This is a genomic window from Haloglycomyces albus DSM 45210, assembly GCF_000527155.1.
GTDB lineage: Bacteria > Actinomycetota > Actinomycetes > Mycobacteriales > Micromonosporaceae > Haloglycomyces > Haloglycomyces albus.
Genome location: NZ_AZUQ01000001.1, coordinates 2476511 through 2495732 on the forward strand (window position 1 = coordinate 2476511; position 19222 = coordinate 2495732).

Annotated in this window: 13 protein-coding genes and 1 pseudogene; 11 read left to right on the forward strand and 3 right to left on the reverse strand. The window is 58.3% G+C overall.

All coding sequences use genetic code 11. The annotated features are described in order from the left end of the window. The first annotated feature begins 114 nt into the window (after positions 1–114). From HALAL_RS0111520 to HALAL_RS0111565, 10 genes and pseudogenes are all read left to right on the forward strand, one after another. Positions 115–1029 (forward strand): hypothetical protein, encoded by a 915-nt coding sequence (locus tag HALAL_RS0111520; RefSeq protein WP_169732447.1) that lies wholly within the window; start codon positions 115–117, stop codon positions 1027–1029. After that, positions 1019–2029, forward strand: coding sequence for a zinc-dependent alcohol dehydrogenase (locus tag HALAL_RS16930; RefSeq protein WP_035534513.1), 1011 nt, complete (start codon positions 1019–1021; stop codon positions 2027–2029). The genes HALAL_RS0111520 and HALAL_RS16930 overlap by 11 nt, the downstream gene beginning before the upstream one ends. Beyond that, positions 2026–3066: a nucleotidyl transferase family protein gene (locus HALAL_RS0111530; protein WP_025274154.1), complete on the forward strand. Its 1041-nt coding sequence runs from the start codon at positions 2026–2028 to the stop codon at positions 3064–3066. The genes HALAL_RS16930 and HALAL_RS0111530 overlap by 4 nt, the downstream gene beginning before the upstream one ends. A gap of 51 nt (positions 3067–3117) precedes the next feature. Beyond that, the gene (locus HALAL_RS0111535; RefSeq protein ID WP_025274155.1) at positions 3118–4005 is read left to right on the forward strand and encodes a 23S rRNA (adenine(2503)-C(2))-methyltransferase RlmN; all 888 of its coding nucleotides are present in this window, start codon (positions 3118–3120) and stop codon (positions 4003–4005) included. Positions 4006–4097: 92 nt separating this feature from the next. Next, positions 4098–5495 carry a tyrosine--tRNA ligase gene (tyrS, locus tag HALAL_RS0111540; protein ID WP_025274156.1) on the forward strand — a complete coding sequence of 466 codons (1398 nt, stop codon included), beginning with the start codon at positions 4098–4100 and terminating at the stop codon, positions 5493–5495. Positions 5496–5589: 94 nt separating this feature from the next. Then, positions 5590–5703, forward strand: a pseudogene (locus HALAL_RS19490) (helix-turn-helix domain-containing protein); the annotation flags it as partial. 72 nt (positions 5704–5775) lie between these two features. Further along, positions 5776–6840, forward strand: coding sequence for a hypothetical protein (locus tag HALAL_RS0111545; protein WP_156937720.1), 1065 nt, complete (start codon positions 5776–5778; stop codon positions 6838–6840). 137 nt (positions 6841–6977) lie between these two features. Next, a complete protein-coding gene (locus tag HALAL_RS0111550; protein WP_342670460.1) occupies positions 6978–7664 on the forward strand; it encodes a class I SAM-dependent methyltransferase in 687 nt (228 codons plus the stop codon). Between the two features lie 635 nt (positions 7665–8299). Next, complete coding sequence (locus HALAL_RS0111560) at positions 8300–10243, forward strand: ATP-dependent nuclease (RefSeq protein WP_025274159.1); 1944 nt, start codon at positions 8300–8302, stop codon at positions 10241–10243. Next, positions 10240–11916 (forward strand): UvrD-helicase domain-containing protein, encoded by a 1677-nt coding sequence (locus tag HALAL_RS0111565; RefSeq protein ID WP_025274160.1) that lies wholly within the window; start codon positions 10240–10242, stop codon positions 11914–11916. Before HALAL_RS0111560 ends, HALAL_RS0111565 begins: the two co-directional genes overlap by 4 nt. A gap of 562 nt (positions 11917–12478) precedes the next feature. Here the strand turns inward: HALAL_RS0111565 and mobF are convergent. Continuing rightward, positions 12479–17140, reverse strand: coding sequence for a MobF family relaxase (mobF, locus tag HALAL_RS17705; RefSeq protein ID WP_025274161.1), 4662 nt, complete (start codon positions 17138–17140; stop codon positions 12479–12481). A 320-nt stretch (positions 17141–17460) separates the two neighbouring features. Between mobF and HALAL_RS0111580 the strand changes: the two genes are divergently transcribed. Beyond that, entirely contained in the window at positions 17461–17844 is a 384-nt protein-coding gene (locus HALAL_RS0111580) for a hypothetical protein (protein ID WP_025274162.1), read from the forward strand. 75 nt (positions 17845–17919) lie between these two features. On the opposite strand, the gene HALAL_RS18640 is transcribed toward HALAL_RS0111580, so the two are convergent. Beyond that, entirely contained in the window at positions 17920–18093 is a 174-nt protein-coding gene (locus tag HALAL_RS18640; RefSeq protein WP_156937721.1) for a hypothetical protein, read from the reverse strand. Between the two features lie 107 nt (positions 18094–18200). Beyond that, positions 18201–19166: a DUF4192 family protein gene (locus HALAL_RS0111585; protein ID WP_025274163.1), complete on the reverse strand. Its 966-nt coding sequence runs from the start codon at positions 19164–19166 to the stop codon at positions 18201–18203. Positions 19167–19222: the final 56 nt, after the last annotated feature.

Consider the following 19222-nt stretch of genomic DNA (forward strand, 5'->3'; position numbering starts at 1 on the left):
GGAGATGGCCACAATCCGGCGGCGAACGAGATTGCTAGCGCCGCGCACGAGATCACCGGACTCCCTGGGAGCCCTGCGCGTGACGTTGCAATCGCCTGGTTGGCGTCCGCAATCATGACAGCCGGGCCCACACCGGAGGAGGTCACCGCGCTTCTTCAGGGAGCGACCCAACGGGACGGATTGCGGGCAACCAGCGTCGATGAAGTCGATGGCCGCCCTGTCGTCGTCGTTGCCGGAAGCGGGAAGAAAAGCCTCCCGTCATTCAACATCTCTACTCCAGCAGCGCTGATAGCCGCGACGTGCGGTGCAAACGTGGTCAAAATGGGTTCCCACGCCACGTCATCCCCGACAGGCTCCCGTGATCTGGCCGCCTCCCTATCGATACCTGAATCCGTCAGCGCCTCTGGGATCTTGGAACAACTTCGCAAGTGTAGTTTCGCGTTCGTTCCGATCGAATCGACTGTTCCAAGCCTCAACCGCGTCTATGGGCGAAGGTTTCACACGGTGACTCCCTTCAGCTTCGGCCTTGCTGCATTGGCCTGCCCACTGCGCCCCTACGCCACCGTTTTCGGTCTCTCCCACCCTAAGGTCGATGTGGCGACCCAGGTTCTCACCAACTTCGGTTTCTCTCGCGTCCACGCGACCGCCAGCGTCAACGAATCCACCGGCCAGTGGGCCGACGAATTCGCTATGGGATCGAAAACCGTGCTAGCCACCCTGTATGAGCACAACACTGTGAACACCGTCAGTCACAAATCTGCGAATTTCGTTCCTGTCGAACCTGCTCCACCACCTACTGGTGCCCAATCGCCACATCGCCGCCCTACTGGTGTATTCACTGAGATCATCACAGGCCAGGCGGCGGAAAGCAGAACAAACGTTGTCACTGCCGGAACTGGACTCATACTCCATGCAGCCGGAATCGAACCAACTATCCAACAAGGACAGAAACGGGCACACAAAGCCCTTGAAGAAGGACAGCCACATCGTCTTTTGGAACAACTGACAGGAGTCGGTCATGACCACTGACGTCTCACTTGGCAGGTGGAAGGTCACTGCCGACGAAATCACCTGGGAGTCCCAGAAAAAACCACCGATTGCTCACCCGGGTACACGCACCGTCCGTGTTATCCACTGCGGTATATGCGGAAGTGACCTCGCTAAACTATCAGCCCGCCCCTATCGTGCCCACTCCTCCGGCGCTTGGACACCCGGCCACGAAATGGTCATTGAAGACCTCAACGGACAGCCTGCCGCCGTCAATCCACTCATCCCATGCCAACGATGTACCCACTGTTCCCACGGGGACATTCATCTATGCCCCGGACTCAAACGCATCGGCTGGGACTACCCCGGAGGATTCGCCACCCACATCAATATCCCCGACTCTAATATCGTCCCTCTTCCATACGAGCTGACGGACATCGCAGTACTAGCCGACACCCTCGCCACTGCCATCCACAGTCTCCACTGCGCACGATCGCGAGCCAACACCAAATCAATCGCCATTATAGGAACCGGACCACTGGCTGTGGCCACCGTCGCCGTTGCTCACCTTCAAGGTTGGAGTACCGTAGCCGTCGTCGGACGACACCGCGAACGCCTTGACACGATTAACCCACTGGTCGGCGCTGAACTCGCATTGACCGGCATGCTACCCACCGGAGCTTTCGACCTGGTCGTCGACGCCGCGTCAGGAACGTCAACGCAACCGCTGGAAGAGGCCCTGCGCATTATCCGGCCCGGAGGGGAAATAGTCGTCCTCAACGCCTACCAACCTGGCCTGCAACTCAATACGCCACTGCGATCCGTCTTCTCCCGATCAATCACTCTCACCGGATCCTACAGCCACTGCCGCAACCACGGAAGCGACTTCCTTCACGCATTGCGCCTGCTCCAGAAGCACCCGCAATGGGCGAACAAACTGATGACACACCGCCTGGCCATGTCCGAACTCCCTCGCGCTCTCAGTGGACACGCCAGCAAACCCAGCATCAAAACCGTTTTGACCAATGAGGGGAACCAATGACCGCCACCGCACCGATCCTGTTCTCCGAGGACTACTACAACACCGTCATCGGCCAATTTGGATACTCGACCTTCGAGATGAAACAGTTCAACTTCGACTTCGCTGGCCTATCGGATCGTGAACTGAATACCCGCTACCTGTGCCACCACCATGGTGACAAATTCGCTGCAGCCCCGGCCTCCGAACGCATCATCACCACCGGCTTTGGCATGTCCGGACCACCCCACATGGCAACGGTCTCCCACATCCAAAAGATCATCCGATTCCAACAGAACAGAGAAAACTGCCAGATCGTCCTCGGAGACCTCGATGCCTACAACGGTAGACGCCGCGACTTCAACTGGACCCGCGAACTAGCTGAAAAGTTCACCGTCTTTACCCGACGACTCGGATTCGATACCGCCAGAGGGGTACTACGCGACCAGACCAGCGAAAACTCAGCGCTGCGCAACATGTATCTTGTCGGTCGGTACGCCACCGACAACGACTTCGACGCCGCCGAAGAAGACAACCACAGCTACTACTGCGAACAAGGAATCGTCGATGCCTCGATGACGTTCCGCCGACGCCTATCGTTGACTCTGATGGCCTCCGATTTCATCACCCTCGGCCAGAACTACCGGCACGTCGTCGCTCTCCTTGGTATCGATGAGCACAAGTACGTCCGTTTCGCACAAACTATCCTCGATCGGTTCAACAAATCTATCCCGCTACACTCACGCTTCAATATAGGCGCAATATACTGCCGAATGACTAGCGGATTCAACGGATACCCGAAATTTTCTAAGAGCATCCCCGGGTCAGCCATCCATGTGGAATCACCCGATGACGAAATCTACTCACGTATCACCGCAGACTCCACTCGTCAACCAGAGAAATCCCCTGTATTCCAACTAATGTGTCAAGTTAACTACTGCTCATACGATGATCTCAACCGACTGTACAGCGCATGTACTAACCGGAGCCCCGTTTGGGCGAGGGAGCGACGAACCTTCGCCGACTACCTGATCGCTCTAAAACATCTGTGGCCCCAGTGAACAAATCAAGACAAGACCATGTACACCGATCATCGTTTCGGAGGACAGCCAATGACACCGGACAGTACTGACACTCTGGCACTAGAAACATATCGCCGCTCCATCGACGGCACCATCAAATACCTCTGGTCACTACACGATGGTCAAACAGTCGAAAGCGTGTACCTACCCCTCGCCAATCGGGGAGCCAAAGGACCATCCCTCTGCATCTCCAGTCAGGTCGGATGCGCCGTGCGCTGCACCTTCTGTGCTACTGGGGAGAACGGCCTCGTCCGTAACCTCACCTGCGACGAGATCGTGGCCCAAGTAGAAACAACCCTCGACCACCTCGGTTCGATCCCCGAAGCGTTTGATGTCAGTTTTATGGGGATGGGCGAGCCACTGCACAACCTTCACGCCGTCACGAACGCCATCAGGAAACTGTATGCGAACTACTCGGGCAACTCCGACATCCATTTCAGCCTCTCGACAATCGGCATCACGAAAAGGATCTATAAATTGGCCGACTTCGAACATCCGGTCGCATTGCAAGTATCACTGCACGGCCCCACCGACCAGATCCGTGAAAGCCTCATTCCCGAACGCAGCCGGGGCAGCATTTCTGACCTCTTTAACGCGATCCGGCACTATGCGATCAAACGCGACACGATGGTAAACCTCAACTATCTGCTTTTCGACAATCTCAACGACACACCTGAATGCGCCGCACAACTAATCAACCTCCTCGCCGACAAACCACACGTCAGGCTGAAGCTCTCCCATTACAACCCCATCGAAGGAAATGATCTCAACCCAGCAAGCAGCGTTCGGAAGCGACGATTCATGGACCTATGCGCCCAACGCGGGCTGCACGTCTTCGATTGGGAGAGCATGGGGGTAGACATCTCTGGCGGCTGTGGACAGCTAAGATCGTCATCATATGACGACTTAACGGCATGATCTGCAGCCCCTTTTGGCTCTAGACCCTTGCCCCGCAAGTCGACGTATTCAACAGTTCAAGCAGATTTGAAATCAACTCTGAAAGGTCCGGCATGTCTCGTCTCTACCAATCTGTTCAGAAAGCTCAGAAGCTCCTCCGTAGCGCTAATCTCGACACCCCTCAGATTGCTGCTGAACTGCTTGAACTGTCCCATTATCGCCGTGACCTCGACCTTTCCGACCTCACTCCTACTGAGCAGGCCGCATTGATATCCAACCGGTCCGTCCAAATTCTCCCCAGCGACGATGACCTATCAGCTCGCATAGCAGCAGCAGGCGAGTCTGGGATAACTGTCAAATTTGGTATTGACCCGACTGGTGCCGAAATCCACCTCGGACACGCCGTCCCCATGATCGTCCTCTCTCGGTTCCAACGCATGGGGCACAACATCGTGTTCATCGTCGGAGACATTACTGCCAGCATCGGAGACCCATCCGGCCGCTCCGATGAACGACCGGCCCTCACTGCCGAAGACATCGCCAACAACCTCGCCAGCTACCAAGATCAAGTGAGCCCATTTTTCGACTTTTCACAAGCGCAGTTTCGCAAAAATTCCGAATGGCTAGCTGATATCAAACTCCCCGAACTGCTGGGGACTCTCTCCCACATTCCGACCTCCATGTCACTCCAACGCGAAGACTTCCGCAACCGTCTAGACGCCGGTCACGGTCTCGCTCTCTCGGAGTTCATATACTCCGTCGTCATGGCGATCGACTCGCAGAAGATCACCGCCGACGTCGAGCTAGGGGGAATGGATCAACTACTCAACATGCAAATGGGACGCAAAGTCATGGAGATTAGCGGACAAGCCCCCCAACTTGTTGTGGCGATGCCGCTCATCGAAGGGACCGATGGGACCGGCACGAAGATGAGCAAGAGTAAGGACAACTACATTCCCTTGACGTTGGCGGCCAGCGATACCTTCGGGCGCATCATGTCCATCCCCGACCGCCTGACCCTTCCTTACATGCGAGCATGGACGGAATGGACCGAACCCGAGATCGAAGATTTCGAGGAGGCCTGCACTGAGGGGCGACTCCATCCTATGAGTCTGAAAAAACTGTTGGCCGCCGACGTCGTGGCCGTTATGCACGGCAAATCAGCGGCCATAGAGGCACGACGGGAATTTGAATCCAGATTCTCACGTCGCCGGTTTGCAGCCCTTAACGATATACCCGTTATCAACCTAACCGAGCACACCGATTCTTCGCTATCGCACCTTTTGGTCGACGTCCTTGCGTTCGCTTCCAGCAAAGGCGAAGTCCGTCGCATCGCTAAAGGCGGCGGACTTAAGATCGTCTGGGAAACGAACAGCGACCAACAGACCGATAGACTCACCGAACGCCAGATCAACAACAGTCTCACGTCCATAGTCAAACCCCCAGAAGAAGACTCCGAGGCAGTTGCCTATGTGAAAATGGGACGACGGCTAGCGCGGATCACGACCTGACACACGCGCAGCTGACAGACGGTCATCGGGTTGAGTCCACGCCGAAAGCATGGGATCCTGTAGGCTCCAACCAATTTTGAACGAGGTCAAGCCGATGACCGTTATTACTGAATGGACAGGAGAACACGCAAAATTTCTCCGCAAAGCAGGTCGCTGGACCCTTCGTGAATTCGCCGAACGACTCGGGATTTCTGAGCGGGGAATCTCTAAATGGGAAGAACGTGGTTCACACATCGTACCCAGCGGCGACTCACAGAGCATACTAGACACCGCACTTCGGATGGCTAACTCCGAAACCAAGGCTAGATTTGAAACCTACCTTCACAGTGCGGGCCTGATCGATAAATCCAGCGCCGTTGACACGACCGAATCCGCCCTTATTCTTGGAGATCTCAAAACAGCACAGACCTTCACTCGCGCGCTGTACGACTCGACGATGAGTCACAATGCTCTCGAATACCTGCAGGAAGAAGTCCACCGATTGGCACGACCGAACTTTGGACAACCCTTCATGTCGAGGTACACGCAGCTAGCCGAAGCGCGTAAAGCCGTTTGCGACTACATCGACGCCAACCGCTTTCCGTTCCAACAGCAAACACTCCTTGCCCTAGCCGCGCGAATCGTAGGACTTCAAGCGCACCTCCTGCTTGACCAAGGGATGTACAACGAGGCAGCACACCTGATCCAGACGGCTTGGCTGTTCGCTCAGGGCTCTGACAGTTCCGACGTTCAAGCCTGGACGCTCGGAGTGCGATCCCTCATCTCCTTTTGGTCCGGCGACTACAGACGTGCCCTTAAAACAGCAACGGACGGATCAAAATTCACCTCCGCCACTGTGACCAAACTGCGGTTGACTGCTCTAACGGCACGATCAGCAGCCAAATCAGGCGACCTCACCGCAGCAGAGGAAGCGATTCACCGCACAATCCAACATGGAAACGACATCGCTGGAGACGCTGACATTGAAGGAACCCTGTTTGACTTCCCTGCCTACAAATTGGCGAGCTACCAAACGACCAGTCTGCTCGAATTCCAATCCGACGAGCACGCCTGCCAAGCACGCACAATCGCCCACGACGCCCTCCAACAGACCACCTTCATTAGGGCCAGCCCCGACGAATTGGCCCTCCGCTTGGATATCGCCACCGCCAGCCTAACGATACGCGACGCTACCGGCTTCTCCGATCAGCTCGCTGCAATCGATAGTGCTCCCGAAGCCGCCTATACTGCAAGCATCCGCCAACGTATCCGTCGGCTTGCTGCCCAAGCACAGGCTGCTCCAATATATGGCGACAGAGACAGCAGAGACACCATAAACCACCTCGTCTCCCGCACCGAAAGGTAGAGGATATGCCAGACAACTTCGACTCACGCACCAACCGCGATACTCTTGTCGATCGCGCCTATCGAACTGGAAACGACCTCACTAAACGGCGGAACCTCTACCACTATCAAAAACCCCAATACGATATTCCTGGTCTGGTGATCGACAAAATCGGGAACCGAAAGCCGGTGAGGATCCTCGACATTGGTTGCGGCAAGGGAGATATTACGAAGAGACTGCGGATCGAATTCCCCGAGGCCGAAGTTATCGGACTCGACGTATCTGAAGGCATCATGGACGACCTCGAACCGCCCGTTGTTGTCGGGGACGCCCAGCACCTCCCGTGGGACAATGACTCGTTCGATGTCGTCCTTGCCATGCACATGATTTATCACATTGAAAACATCAACCAGGGCCTCGCGGAAATGGTCCGTGTGTTGGCTCCCGGCGGCGTGTTGATTACCTCCACCAACGCTGCCGACGATAAGCAAGAACTCGACGACCTTTGGAAATCGGCGACCTACACCGTCCTCAACATGGTGGACCCGCCCGGACGGATTAAGCTCTCTGGTCGGTTCGAATTGGACTCAGCAGCGGAGGCATTGGAAAAGCACTTGGCACACGTTGAAGTCACCGAGCTAAACGGAATTATTGAGGTCGACGGCTCAGCACCAGTTATAGATCATTTCGGATCCTACAAGTCCTTCGCTGATAGTCGTGACCTCCCATTTGATCCCATCTTGAACGAAATCCATAAACAACTGAGTGAGACAATCGACCGCGACGGTAGCTTTAGGATCAGGTGTCGGAATGGGATTGTGACTGGACTCAAATCGGGATCGTAACGGGTGCGTATTCCGATTGGTGCTCGTATGTCGTGAAGGGGCTCTCCAAGAGTTCACGATTGTATATCCTTACAGCAACTGGGAGATGCGTGGCAAGGAACAAAGTGCGGAGTATTGAGCGGCATATGTCGTACCACTGCCCGTACGAACAGCCCGTATGTCGGCTATGATGGTCCGTATTTCGCTGGTGTATCCCCAAGAAGCTATGATACGTACCCGACAGGTGAACGCCTTGGCCGCAGTACCTGCCGCAACCCGTTGACTGGCCACGCTACCTGATATGGGCAGGAGTCCATCGGGTGAAATGTCGCTACTGTCAGCCGGTGCTTTCACATTGCTTTGATAGCCTGCCATCAGGACCCCAGGTTTGCTCTCTTCTTGCTAGACAAGTGAACGGATGAGAGGGCTACCGCGTTATCAGGAGTAGCGTATCCGACGAGAGTTGTCGAGAGTCCGAATTGTATTCAAAGTTTCCCTAAGCACGCCAGAATCGAGGAGGGAATGTCAATGCAGCAGCTCCAAAAGAAGCGAATTGGTTCTTTGAGGGTTTTGGATAGCCCCCAAGAAAGTATCGGCACCAGTACGTGGTGCGAATTCGCTGATGGGGCACTTGTAAAGGCGAGCGTGTACTGTCTATGAGGATTCGCCAGCTCCGTGTTAAAGGGTTCCAGTCGTTTGGACCGGAGCCGAGAACGATTGATCTCGAGGACATTACCTATATCCTAGGGCCCAACGGGTCGGGTAAGACGGTAGTGCTCGAAGCGCTGTCCCGCCTGTTCAGCCCGATCCACGTGCAGCGTAAGATCCGAGTAGAGGACTTCCATGTCCCGTTTGATCGTGACAAGGGTGCGGTTCAGGAGGAGGAGCCGACTCTTTGGATCGAGGTAGATATTGAGTTCCCGGAGGCCGGCGATAACAAGGTAAATCCCACCGTTCCATCTTTCTTCCCGTACATGGCTATCAAGTCAGAGAATGACGTACCTCGCATCCGAGTGCGTTTGACAGCCCAAATTGCTCGCGATGGTGAGGTAGAGGAGCGACTGGAATACGTCCTCCGGGCAGGTGAGGAGGATGATGAGCCGATTGAAACGGCTACGATGTCACGCTATGACCGTGCTGAAATCGAAGTTCATTATCTGCCAGCTCGACGCGATCCCGCTGACCACATTTCTTACGCCACAGCATCACTCATCGGTCGGGTATTGCGGGCAACCGACTGGAGTTCGGAGCGAGAACCGCTAACTGACCTGATGTCTAAGGTGACGGATACAGTGGCGGGCAACGATGCAGTCTCAAGCATCGGCGAACGGCTGGCACGCGAGTGGTCTGGTCTCCACACGGGCGCTTTCTTTAAAGACCCATCGATCGCCTTTGGCCGTGGAGAGCTGGAAGACGTTCTTCGTCAGTTGACGGTGATGTTCTCACCATCACACAGTGCTACCGCGCTGCCATTCGAACGTTTGAGTGATGGACAAAAGTCCCTACTGTATATTTCACTTGTGCTGGCATGGCAGAGTCTGGCACAACGGGTCCTAAGCTGCGAAGAGACATCATTCGATCCAACGCGCCTACGACCTCCTGTGCACACGATCATTGCACTGGAAGAGCCTGAAAACAGCCTTGCACCACAATATCTTGGCAGAATTATCCGCCAGCTTCGCAATGCATGTGACCATGGTAATGTGCAGGTGCTGGTCGCGACTCACGCTCCGACGATGCTGCGTCGGGTGGACCCCGAGTCGATCTGTTTCCTGAGGCTCAATGATGCCCGTGAGTCGATTGTGCGTCGAATAGTCTTGCCTGATGATGACCAAGTGGCAGCTAAGTACGTGCGTGAGGCAGTTCAAGCCTTCCCAGAGTTGTATTTTTCGCGACTGGTCGTCCTTGGTGAAGGTGACAGTGAACAGGTTGTTCTGCCACGTGTTCTCGCCGCTGCAGGTATTGCTGAAGATGATGCATCGGTTTCGGTCGTCCCTCTTGGAGGACGTCATGTCAATCATTTTTGGCGTCTGCTTAGTGAACTTGAGGTTCCATATGTAACCTTGCTTGACCTAGACTCGGGACGCTGGCAGGGCGGCTGGGGTCGCGTTCGTTATGCGATGAAGAAGGTAAATGAGGTTCATGAGCAGCCTCCCTTCGAACCAGGGGTGATCAACGGCTTGCCGGAGTGGAATGACAAAGGCGGCTTCCCCCAGATCAACGATCCGAAGTATCCGGTGGGGCGAGATCCGCTTAATGAACTCGAAAATTGTGACGTGTTCTTCTCTCATCCCGTCGATCTCGATATGATGCTCCTTAAAGCGTTTCCGGGAAAGTACGAAGTCACGCCTGAGACGCCTTCAACGTCAACGATCAGGGCGGTACTGGGCAAAAACCACGTCAACGAGTACCAACTTGATGACGACGTATGGAAATTGTTCCCCTGCTACGACGCAAAATTTGGTCGCAAGAGCAAACCTGCTACACATTTGAGAGCGATGTCGGGGCTCGACGACAAGGAGCTCTTGGGCCATCTTCCTGCTGTACTCGACAGGCTCGTAAACCGTGTGAAGGAGAAACTTAAGGAGTTGCCCGAGTGATCCGTTCGGAGTACTGGCAGCCAGTCGGTGGTTTGGAGCTGGAACCGAATGCTCTGCGTGCTGTGACTATGGTAGAAGACAACGCCATCGTCACAGCTGGCCCTGGGGCCGGAAAGACTGAGTTGCTTGCCCAACGTGCGGACTTTCTCTTCCGTACCGGAGTTAGTTGGCATCCACGTCGTATACTAGCGATCTCATTCAAGGTAGATGCGGCGTGGAACTTGAGGGATCGCGTCCGCACTCGGTCTGGTGGGCAATATGCGGCACGTTTTGACAGTTTCACGTTTCATGCCTTCGCTAAGACCTTGATCGGCAACTATCGTCCAATATTGAGAGGTGCTGACGCTCTCGATCCGGACTTCACGATCGACGCAGCTTATCGAATTCCACGTAGGCAGATCACCTTCGAAGATCTGATTCCGCTGGCGCACGTCATCGTCGCCAATAGCCAATACGCTCGTGCCGCCCTTCGCCAGACCTACAGCCATGTTTTCCTCGACGAATTCCAAGATGCGACCAAGAGTCAGTACGAATTGGTCAAAGCTATCTTCCAGAACACGGATTCAGTTTTGACCGCAGTCGGCGACGACAAGCAGCGCATCATGGGATGGGCTGGCGCACTCGATGGAATCATGAATACCTTTTCCAATGACTTCGACGCGGCTCCGTTGCAGCTGCTTCAGAACTTCAGATCCGCGCCGCGTCTTCGCCGGATGCAGAACCGTATGATCAGGGACATGGATCCCTCTGCAGCCAGCCCCGATGAAAATCTCGCTGGGAGTGAGGGCACGATCCAAGTCCTCCACTTCAAAGACCAGATCAAGGAAGCTGAGGCAGTTGCCAACCGTGTTGAAGGGTGGCTCGCGGCAGATGTGCCGCCAAACGAAATCGCGATCCTCGTTCGACAGCAGTCTAAATTTGTTACCGAAACGCTTAGGGAAGAACTGTACCAGCGTAATATTGCATACCGAAATGAGCAGGTCAACCAAGATCGTGCTTCAGAGCCAGTTGTGGCCCTGATCTTTAACTTCGTCCGGGTTGTCGTTTCTGACCGGCATCCGGACGCCTGGTCAGAGCTCATGAGGGTATCGGCACGCACCAGTGTTTCCGAAGAGGCAGCCCTTCGATTCGACAGGCAACTCAAGCAGTTCCTGCAGGATGCGCGAGTGAGGGTTGGAGCTGCATGTTTTGCGAGCGGGGACCTCAGTGCTTGGCGTCCAGTCATTTTCGAGTTCCTAAAACTAGTGTCCCGCCCCGCACTCGCCGCGCTTTCACCTGCTTACCGGCAAGGTAAGCGCCTCGATGACGTTGTCGAAGATGCGCTGGAGGCCTTCGGCTCGGAACTTGTGATTGCAGGGGACCCAATTCAAGCAATAAAACAACTGAGCGATCTTGACGCTGTGCGGATACTTAATATCCACAAATGTAAGGGCCTGGAGTTTCAGAAAGTCGTCGTGCTAGGTGTCGAACAGGAATTGTTCTGGGGAGACGACTCAGAGTCGGAGTTCTTCGTAGCTATCTCCAGAGCAAAAGAAGAACTTTTTCTTACACATGTAGATTACAGAGCACGACCGAATTTGCCAGCGAAGTCCTTTTGGCGCGAAGTGCGTAGTGCATGCAGTACGTTTCTGGCCTATGCCGACGGGTTGACTGATCGGAACCTGTCGAACTAAATTTGTGTGATTTATGTCGAGTATAGGTTGTGTGGGGGCAGGGAAGGTCGCATGCGTGACCCACCGTCTCTCGGAAACATCCAGCCGTGTGCCCCACCTGTTCAGGACATTTAGTGCTTGTCCCAGTCGGACTCCATCATGTTCGTGAGCGTCGAGGACGGTAAACAGTGGATCGAACAAGAAGCCTTCCATGGCAGGACGTTGTCGCCATGGGCGATGCCATGGCTGATTTACATGTGCTTTAGTGCGACGTGATTCTGGGCAGGGGATTCCATTCGCGGAGGCCATGCTGGCGCTTACCCGAAGGATTGGAAGCGTTGCCTGTTTACCAGGATGCTGTTTCAAGAAGGGACCTTCCAGAGGAGGGTGCTGCTCGGTCACGGTAAGTGCTTTAGGGATCTGTATTCCGAAAACGTCGTATGCTGGTCGAATACGAGCGGGTTTCTGGTCCACTTGTTGTAGCAACACCGAGCCATGCTGTCAACCACCACTCCATCTGCACCACAGCACGTATCAACTCGAGGTAGTTGCTGGGGCTGGTGTCTCAGTCTTCGTAGTGGCTCTACATCCGGAGCGTGGGTGAGTTTGCCGTGCTTGTGTCGGGGGATGGGTGTGGGGTGATGGGTTGGGTGTAGTCGGGTTCGTCGTGTGATGCGGTAGTCGGTGCCGCCTGTGGTGGAACGGGTGTCGTGTCGTGGCTCGGGGTTGTGGTGGTGTTGTTTTTGGGGCGTTGTCCGTGTTCGGCGGCGTGGTGGACGGTTAGGTGGCCGTGGTCGGTGAGGGCGTGGCGGAGGGCGTGTGAGGCGGCTGGAGACTCGATGGTGGTGTCGGGTTCGCGTTGGAAAGCGCGGCGTGTGGTGTGGTCGAGGTTGTCGGCGACGTGTTGGCGGATGGGGTCGCGTTTGTCGTCAGGCAGGGAGTGGTAGATGTCGACGGCTACGGCGTGGTCGAGCCGGTGTTCAACGCCAGCTGCGAGCCCGGTGGGGGTAGTGGTGCTGTCGTGAGTGTTGTGGGTGGTGATAGCGGCGGCGGTTTGCCACCATTCGCGGTGGCCGGCTTTGCCGGATTCGATGTAGGGACCGAGGGGCTGGGCGGGGTCGTTGTCGGTGATGCGGTGTTGGTCGCGGTAGGCGGCAGTGAGAGCCAGCGCCTGGCTCCAGGTGTCGCGTTTGGTCGGGTCGGCCGGTTCGGGGCCGAAATTGGTGGTCCAATCGGGGAGGTCGGTGGCGGCATCAAGGGTGAGGCGGTCGAGGCGATGGTTGATGGCCTCGGCGACATGGGGGAGGTAGTCGCGGATCTGGGCGTCGACGCCATCGGTGGTGAGGACGTGGCGGGGGTAGTCCAGCCACGGCAGGCTCGTGGGGGCGTCGAGGCGTTGTTGTTGGTCGGCTTCGAAGCGGGCGTGTTGTCCGACCGCGAGGGCGAGGGTGTCGAAGTCGCATTCGTCGCCGTTGAGGTGGTCGATCAGTTCGGTCGCGTCGCGTCCGGTGGTCGTCTCCCAGGCTTTGAGGGTCCAGGCGGTGGCGGGCCAGGCTTGTCCGGTGTGGGTGGGGTCGAGTTGGAGGAGGTGGGTTTGGCGTTCGACTCTCCAGGCGAGGGTGGCCGATACGGAGTCGACGCCGTCGAGGTCGCGTTGTGCGCTGGCGCGGGTGAGGGCCTCACGTGAGAACTGACCGGTCTGCTCGGCACGGTCGAGCGCGGCGGTGAGGGCGGGCCAGGCGCGTTCCTTGGCGATCATATCGGCGACAAACGGGGAGAACACCGTGCCTAGTTCTTCTTGGTAGCGCTGGGAGTTCTCGGCGGCGGATACAGGCGTTGATGTGGCAACAGGGTGGTTGGTGGCGGGAGGATGGAGCGCGGCGTCGATGTCGAGGTGTGCTTTCGGGTAGAGGGTGTGGAGGTGGTCGGCGTAGCGGGTCGCGTCGTCGGCAGTGGGTTGGGTTCCGGGTGGTGGAGCGGTGTAGGTGTCGATGTGTTTGGTGATGCGGGAGATCAGGACTCCGGCGGGTGAGGTGGCGTCGTTGAGGTCGCGGCGGGCGGCGATGGTGAGGAGTTGTTCGGCGTCCCAACCGGCGTATTCGGCGCGGGCGAGGGTGCGGGCCAGGGCGGGTAGGCCGTTGTCGATGACGTCGCCTAGGTCGTGTCGGGAAAGGCGGCCTGTGAGGACGGTGGTGATGGTGTTGTCGTAGTGGGCGGTGGCAGCGAGGTCGGCGGCGTAGCGGTAGCGGGAGGTGAGCGTGGCGAGGGAATCGGCGTCCGACAGGGCGGTGTCGATGGCCTCGGTGGCCGAATGGTTGTCGGGCTCGCGGGTGAGGATGTGTTCGGCGATTTCGCGGGCGGCGGTGGCGTCGGGGTCCCATTTCGGGCGGTCGAGCCGTTGGTCAGGATCGGCGGGCAGCGGGGTGTGGGTGACGGCGTACAGGTGGGTGGTGTCGGTGGCGCGGGTGGCGGCGACGTAGAGGTGGTCCCTTGTCATGTCGGGGGTGAGCAGGGCATGGGCGGTGTCGACGGTGGAGCCTTGGGTGCGGTGGACAGTGGCGGCGTAGGCCAGTTCGACATGGTCGGCGACGTAGTCGGCTGGGAGAGTGATGGTGCCTTTCGAGTCGTGGGCTGTGACCTTCAGCGACCCGTTGTTGTAGTGTCTGGTGACCGTCCAGGTGGTGCCGTTGCGGACGAAGTCTTTGCCTCGGTTGTATTTCAACATGGAGTTGTTGGAGCGGGTCACGACCCAGTCGCCGCGTCCGGCGGTGTTGCCGTCGTGGAGAGTGATGCCTTTTTCTTTGACGTCGCCTGCGTTGATGCGGTCGAGGCGGGCGCGGGCGGACAGGTCGGTGACCGTGGCGTTGGAGGCGGCCATCATGAGGCTGGTCTTGCCGGCTTCGATATCGCGTCGCCAGGCGGCGTAGACGCCGTCGATCATCGCGTCTGAACTGCCGCCGTGGAGGCGGGAGTGGTTGTGGAAGTAATCGAGGCCGGCGGTGCGGCCCTCGCGCAAGTCCAGGCTGGCGCTGGCGAAGGTGGGGTCGCGGAAGCGGTGGAGCTCGGTCAGTTCGGTGGCTCCGGAGGTGGCGGCGATGAGCCGTAGCGCCCCGCCGGAGGCGACCGCGCCCAGTTGTCGGTCGTCGCCGAGGAGTCGGACTTGCGCTCCGGCTTCGATGGCGATGGCGCGGATGTGGTCGAGGTGGAACGTTCCGGCCATGGAGGCCTCGTCGACGAGTACGACGTCTCCGGGGTTCAATGGGGTGCGGTCCATGGTGGGAGTCGCGGTTCCGGCTCCGCCGAAGAGGAAGGTGGGGTGGTAGTGGTGGTCGATGAGGAACCGGTCGACCGTATGGCACGTGGTGGCGAGGTCGTCGGCGAGCACGGCGGCGGCCTTCGCCGACGGGGCTAGGCCGATCAGGCGGCGTCCCTCGGCGTTGAGGACGTGCTTGTAGGCGCGCATGGCGGTGGTTTTGCCGGTCCCCGCCGGGCCGATTCCCACTGTCAGGAGCCGGTCGTCGGAGGCGAACGCCTCTACCATGCGGCGTTGACCGGCATCGAGAGGAAAACGGCTGGTGTTGTCGACCTCGTCGAGCCGAGTGTGGATCTGGTCGGGTGCGCTGCTGTAGACAGTCGGGGTTGTTGAGGCTTGGACGAGGCGGGTTTCGGCCTCCAGGATGGCCTCCGACGTGTAGCGTTCAGCGGCGTGTTTGGTGAATACTGATTCGCCGCTGACCCGGCGTAGAGCGTCGGGTTCGGACACCGGTGCAGGGGCCGAAATCTGCAGCGACATCTCCGCCGATCGTGCTGTTTCAACGACCGCGTCGACGGCATCGGCCAGGGCAACACGATTCGCGAAGTGGAATTGGCCGCGTAGTTGCCGCATCGCTTCGGAATGGAGATTCCACCGCGTCCACGTCGCCCGCTCCTGTGACACCGTCGCAACCACACACCCCGCAACGTGGTGAACGTCGTCGTCGGTCAACTCCACTGTGGTGTCGTCGCGTGGGAGTGTGTGGACTGACCGTGTGAGTTGTTCCAACGGTTGGGGGCCGAAGGCCGCGAGGGCTTGGGCTCTCCAATCGTCGACCAGGTCGCCCAGCGGTCGGGGTGTATCGTTTTTGCTGCCGCGTGTCTCCAGTGTGGCTTGCTGGGCTAGTTCCCAGGCCGCCTGCGGGGTCGGGTCGTGCCCGTGGCGGTCCCGGTAGTCAGACCGCAGCGTCGCATAGCGGGCTTCGATAGCGCCCCGGCGGGTGGAGAAATGGCGGATCATTGCCGGGTCGACCCCATCGATTTCGCGCACGGGACGGTGGGTCCGGGCGGGTCCGGGCCGGTCGGTGAAGGTCACGCCGAGCCGGTAGGACAGTTCGGCCTCGATGGTGGAGTTGTACGTCTCTGAGGCGGCCACGCCGATTTGGTAGAGCCCGGTGGCGTCAAGAGACCGCCAGCGTCCGTCGGTGCCTTGGACTTTGTTGGCAATCGCCAAGTGGGTGTGGAGGTCGGGGTCGCCGGAGCGGGAGTCGAAGTGGTCGAACGCTGTCGCCACCAGCCCGGTGGTGTCGACTTGGGCGGCCCCACCGGTGCCCTTGCGCGACAGTGCCGCGTGTTGTTCCAACATGGCCATCACCGTCTCCACGGCGGTGTCGTGGGCGGCCTTCACCTCGGAGCGCACACCGGCCTCAGGGTGCAGCCCCCACAACAGCGAGACTGATTTGACCGGTGAGAACACCAGATCGTATCCGGCGACCGCGGCCCGTTGTCGGGAGGCTTCTTCGCGTTTGACCTTGGCGATTTCGGACGAGACGGCCTCGCGTCCGGTTTCATCGGCAATCTGGGCCAGCCGCTGGGCCACACGCTTTTTGAACGGCTCCAGGGTCTTGTAGGAGGGGAATTTCTGTCCGAGTTTCGTCGCCCGCACCGCTTCGGCCTTCACCCGGTCGGCCTGTGTTGTCGACAGGTCACCGTGGAGGTGCTCGGCGAGGTAGGAGTCCTGGATCGCCTCGGCGTTGGGGTGGAGGCCGGAGCCGAAGAGATTGCGCATCTGCGCTTCGTGAACCATTGAGCCGGGGGTAAGGTCGAGCCCGGCCAGCCCGGAGCCGACCCACCGTCCCGGCGGGTTGCCGTTGCCCGATTGGGTGTAGTAGTCGGACGCGCTTTGCCCGGCCTGGCGTGGCCGGTCGCCCCCGGCCGTCTGGCGGGTGAGGTAGGTGTAGCCGCCACCGGCAGTGAGCTTGTGGACCGTCATCACCGCACCCCACCCCCAATTCCACGCCGGTCACATTCGAAACAATTGTCGAGTCATTGAGACTACCGATTCGCGCGGTGGGGTGGCGATAGTAAATCGTCCTCTTTCACGAACGTGCAAGAGGTGTGCTGACCATTTATGTCCTGCATTACATATAACAGTGATGTTGCTGTTCAGGGCGTGTTTATAGTGGATCGTACTGTTTTTTGTTATGGATGAGTGTAATTAATAGTGGATGGTGTGAGAATTGTATAGTGGATACTCCAATTGCGATTAATGACAGTTGTTGAAGTGAGAATTGTGTGTCTAGAGTCGGTGGCATGATCAATTCGAGTTACAATGATGGGCCGACGGTGAAAGAGCAAGCGGTGGCGCGGGCGCGGGAGCATCGGCGGCGTCGTATTGAGGCGGCGCGGCAGCGTGAGGCGACGGTGGAGGCCACGGTGGTGGAGATTGTGCGCCATCAGTTGATCGTCGAACAGGCCCGGGAGGCGATTTCTGATGGTGTGGCGGCGTTGAAAGCGTTGGGAGAGACTCACCAATCGATCGGTGAATTGTGCGGCATGACTACCGCCGACGTCAGAGGAACACTACAGCGGCAGAAAAAGAACCCCACCCCAGAGACGCACACGACCGGCACGGGAAAGCCAGCACGTGGCGATGCGAGTGATACGGCAGTGGGAGAGGAAACCACGGTCGCATGATGCACTCGTGAGTGGACCGCCCGGTGCGGCAACGTGGTAGGCAACGAACTGGACACGCCAAGGGGCTCTGACCCCCTAGCGTGTGCTGTCGGGATACGTCGAAACGTCACGGGCCTTGGTGAGGCGACGGTGGGCGTGGTGTTGCTTGAGCAGTACCCCTTGATCGCCGATCTGGGCTGTCGCTTCGGTTGCCTGTGGTGGTGGACGGGAGTCGTTGATAGGTCCGGACGCGTGAACTACAGGAGCCATCAGACTGTTAAGGGTGGGCTCGCTGGTGTGTTCGTGGCGTGATGATGGCTGTCCATGGCCGGTCGGAGTCTGATTGGGAGACGACCCCGACCGGCCAAGGACAGCCGTTATTGAGCGTCGCGGAGGCTCGTGCTGTGGGTCAAGTGGTGGAGGAAGTCGTTGGGGTCAACGGTGGAGTGGGCGACGGTGGACATGAGGCGTGCCAGGTGGTTGTCGGCATCGGCGGTGCGGGATTGGTGAATAGCTTCGTGTGCCAGGAGGCTTCTGCCGCTCAACCAGGTGGCTACAGCGACGATGGCGTAGGCGTGTCCAGCAGCGGTGTCGGTGAGGTGTCGGGCGACCCATATCCACGTGTCGGCGTCGCGCAACGCGCGCTGACGAGACGCTAGACGTTGGAGGGCGTGGCGGCGAAACGACTCGTCACTGACGGCGATGGCGTAGGCGGCGAACTGAGCGATCGTGTCGGGCCGAGGGAGCTGGCCGTCCCAGAGACGCTCGAGCAATACGGCGGCCTCATGGTGACGGTCAGTATCGAGCCCTTGAGTGGTGGTGCGGGCATGGCGCAGAAGGGCCGTCTCGGCAGCAATGGGGGCGCGATCGAAAGCACCGACCGGCTGCAGGGTGTCGATGAGCGATTGGCGACTATCCGCGACACTGGCGCCCTTGTCGATGGAGTGACACATCGCAACGGTCGAGTCGGGAAGTGGCTGCCCGCTCCATTGATCGGTGGGGATGCTGTGCCAGCAGCCTTTGCTGACGTAGCCGACCACCGGAGTGAAGATACCGGCGTCGTGGAGCCGTTCTTGCAGTACTGCAATGCTGACGTCGATGGCGTCGTCGTCGCTGTATCCGATGATGGCGACGTCGGTGATGGTGTTGGCAGTCAAATGCATGATCGTCGTGTCGGCGATCGCCGGGTCGCGGGCCTCATCGTGGGTCCGGGTCGTGGCGGTGTAGGCGATGGTCGTGCCACGCAGCGCGACGAGAGTGATTTGGTCATCGGGCCGGTAGCCGATCAGATAAGGAATCGTGGCGGCGATATCGGCGGGAGTGGACAGGGAAGGGCGAGACATACAGGTTTCCTCCTCATGAATCGAAAAAACGTGTGGCCCTCTATGGGCTGGTTGCT

What these genes read in the sequence shown, in the direction of transcription:
- HALAL_RS0111520 (WP_169732447.1), top strand. Translation starts at nt 115, where the DNA reads ATGACAGCCGGGCCCACACCGGAGGAGGTCACCGCGCTTCTTCAGGGA.
- HALAL_RS16930 (WP_035534513.1), top strand. Translation starts at nt 1,019, where the DNA reads ATGACCACTGACGTCTCACTTGGCAGGTGGAAGGTCACTGCCGACGAA.
- HALAL_RS0111530 (WP_025274154.1), top strand. Translation starts at nt 2,026, where the DNA reads ATGACCGCCACCGCACCGATCCTGTTCTCCGAGGACTACTACAACACC.
- HALAL_RS0111535 (WP_025274155.1), top strand. Translation starts at nt 3,118, where the DNA reads ATGACACCGGACAGTACTGACACTCTGGCACTAGAAACATATCGCCGC.
- tyrS (WP_025274156.1), top strand. Translation starts at nt 4,098, where the DNA reads ATGTCTCGTCTCTACCAATCTGTTCAGAAAGCTCAGAAGCTCCTCCGT.
- HALAL_RS0111545 (WP_156937720.1), top strand. Translation starts at nt 5,776, where the DNA reads ATGGCTAACTCCGAAACCAAGGCTAGATTTGAAACCTACCTTCACAGT.
- HALAL_RS0111560 (WP_025274159.1), top strand. Translation starts at nt 8,300, where the DNA reads ATGAGGATTCGCCAGCTCCGTGTTAAAGGGTTCCAGTCGTTTGGACCG.
- mobF (WP_025274161.1), bottom strand. Translation starts at nt 17,140, where the DNA reads ATGACGGTCCACAAGCTCACTGCCGGTGGCGGCTACACCTACCTCACC.
- HALAL_RS0111580 (WP_025274162.1), top strand. Translation starts at nt 17,461, where the DNA reads ATGATCAATTCGAGTTACAATGATGGGCCGACGGTGAAAGAGCAAGCG.
- HALAL_RS18640 (WP_156937721.1), bottom strand. Translation starts at nt 18,093, where the DNA reads ATGGCTCCTGTAGTTCACGCGTCCGGACCTATCAACGACTCCCGTCCA.
- HALAL_RS0111585 (WP_025274163.1), bottom strand. Translation starts at nt 19,166, where the DNA reads ATGTCTCGCCCTTCCCTGTCCACTCCCGCCGATATCGCCGCCACGATT.